Here is a 2,435-nt window from a genome sequence, read left to right on the forward strand (position 1 = left end):
AAAAGGATAATATATTATGTGAAGGGAAAGGCGCAACGCTATTAAAAAAATGGTGTCAAGAAAAAACAGAACAGTATCAACAAACAAAAGAAGGAATCAGCGCATTCTTACGCCGTCAAATTTTACTAGAGATACTTGATAAAAAAACAGTTGAGACTTATCGAAAGGAAGATGAGAAACGATGGGACATCTAATTTTTTCCTCCCTTTCGCCTTCCCCCCGCAAGCGGGTCCCCCCAGCTTCGGTCGGGAAAAAATTCAGATTAAAATTGGGGTAATTACAGAGAACTTGAAGCATCATCATAATGCTCGCTCATATCAACCTTGCTAATTTGTGTATAATGACCGCCGCTAAGATAACGGAACATATATTCAACATAAGGACCATCTAGTTTTTCGTCTAGCATAGAAATTGGAACCTTAACACCCCACATATTACCCATTGAGCCAAACAATCGCCTATGATTTAAAACTTGAAAGCATTTCCAAGTATCTTCGGGTTCTTGGCATGAGAACTTAACAGCGTATTTCATGACTTCCATACACATACCAATCAAATCCTGTCCTTCATTTCTGCGAATATCAAGCATGAATGAGTCACCAGTAATACCAAACCATTCAGACCTCAACCCAGTGCCTTTGCCTGTTTCAACATCCACAAAGCCCATTTCGGGTGGATTTTCACAAAGAACAAGCATGTGGCAATGTGGGTGCCAAGTTTCACCATCCTTTGATTTTGGGGTTTCATAGCTAAAAACTGAACCTTTAACTTTTGAAAATTCCGTAAACATTCTTTGACCAGGTGACTTTAAATATTTTTTGCGACGTTGAAAAAGAAGCTGAATCGATTTTTGTAAGTGCTCAAACCTTTCCATTAAATTGTCACCATTTTTTACGGTGAACGTAAGAAGATAAGCTTTTAATTTCGGGTTTTCCTTAAGGACATGCTCAATCTTACCATGATATGCTTTAAGTTTTTGAGCGCCGCGACGAATTGCACAAGGTTGGCAAAGTAGATGCTTACCACAAAAATTAGCAGACGTTAAACGGTTCTTGTTGTGGTCATAATAATGCCTAAAGGTAAGCCAAGAAGCACATCGTTCCATCCTGTCATATATCTTTTCAACAAATGGGTTTGCGTGACCAAAACGAACTTCATCTACAAGCATTAATTCTTCTAAATATTCGACAAGTTCAAGGTTGTTTTTTTTTGCCTTACCGTACCTTTCAACCCTTTTAAATACTGACAAAGAATCAACATCTAAGCCAATCTGGAAAACTGCGCCCTCTTTAGTTGTATGTATCAAGAGAATAGACCCCTCACGCTTCGCGAGAGAAGGCCATTCAAATAGAAATGAATAGAAATATTTACCATAATTGGCTTAGAAAACAGCAGAGAGCAACAGCAACGTCTTTTTGTGCAGGTATAGCGTTTTAAAGTTTTAAACGTTATAATGCGCATTGTAACCACCTTCTAGGTTGGTTTTTTAAGCTGTGTAGGCTTTTAACTATTCGGGAGGACGTTGGCGCGTCCTTCCTTTTTTTTGTTATATTCATCATTTTTATTTTTGACCATCCTTAATAGACATCAAATCAAGTAAATCCTGTTGAGTTGGTTCTTTGTTTTTTAAAGCTGAACTAAGAAGTCTTGAAGCTAACGTGTCAGAAGGTGGAGAAGTATTATTTTTAGCAGACTCCAAAGCTTCAATCATTGCTTTTATAACTGGGCGAGACTCCTCTAAAAGTTCACGCATTACAGAAGCAGGACGTGAACCAGTGTATGAACAAAGAATCTTAAGCAAATTATAATCATCTTCTGAAATTGTGATTTTCATAGGCCTCGAATTAGAATAAGCGCGAGGGCGACCGCCTTTATTTTTAGGTTTAGGTTCCTCTAAAGATGTTTTCATGAACCAAAACATAGCAGGAAAAAGAAAATTAGTAAAGTGAAAAAGTCCAGTGGGCTGGACTAAGTACGGTTATTATAAAGTACCGTAATACTTGCAAGGGCTGGGCTCGTAGGAAGTCGCCCAGCTTCGAACTGATAAAGCTCGTGCGCTTCGCGCGTTGACTAAAAAAAGGTTAAGGCTTAAGGAACTTGAAAGGTGCTGACCTTGCTAATTGAATAATATCTTATGCTTTGAAAGGTGCTGACCTTGCTAATTGAATAATATCTTATGCTTTGAAAGGTGCTGACCTTGCTAATTGAATAATATCTTATGCTTTGAAAGGTGCTGACCTTGCTAATTGAATAATATCTTATGCCTCAAGAGGTGCTGACCTTGCTAATTGAATAATATCTTATGCTTTGAAAGGTGCTGACCTTGCTAATTGAATAATATCTTATGCTTTGAAAGGTGCTGACCTTGCTAATTGAATAATATCTTATGCTTTGAAAGGTGCTGACCTTGCTAATTGAATAATATCTTATGCTTT

The 2,435-nt window shown here is 37.7% G+C and carries 3 protein-coding genes; 1 reads left to right on the forward strand and 2 read right to left on the reverse strand.

Annotation, left to right across the window (positions count from 1 at the left end; translation table 11 throughout):
* On the forward strand, nucleotides 1–194 hold a 194-nt coding region (locus Q9M50_15285; protein ID MDQ7091972.1), incomplete at its 5' end, for a hypothetical protein.
* Nucleotides 195–277: 83 nt separating this feature from the next.
* Here Q9M50_15285 and Q9M50_15290 read toward each other — a convergent pair.
* Nucleotides 278–1,306, reverse strand: coding sequence for a protein rep (locus Q9M50_15290; GenBank protein MDQ7091973.1), 1,029 nt, complete (start codon nucleotides 1,304–1,306; stop codon nucleotides 278–280).
* Between the two features lie 255 nt (nucleotides 1,307–1,561).
* Nucleotides 1,562–1,909: a hypothetical protein gene (locus tag Q9M50_15295; GenBank protein MDQ7091974.1), complete on the reverse strand. Its 348-nt coding sequence runs from the start codon at nucleotides 1,907–1,909 to the stop codon at nucleotides 1,562–1,564.
* Between the last annotated feature and the right edge of the window lie 526 nt (nucleotides 1,910–2,435).

It is taken from the genome of Methylococcales bacterium, from assembly GCA_030949405.1.
Taxonomy (GTDB): Bacteria; Pseudomonadota; Gammaproteobacteria; order Methylococcales; family Methylomonadaceae; genus WTBX01.

Excerpts from the sequence above, each read along its gene's own strand:
- Q9M50_15295 (MDQ7091974.1), bottom strand. The coding sequence starts at position 1,909 with ATGAAAACATCTTTAGAGGAACCTAAACCTAAAAATAAAGGCGGTCGC.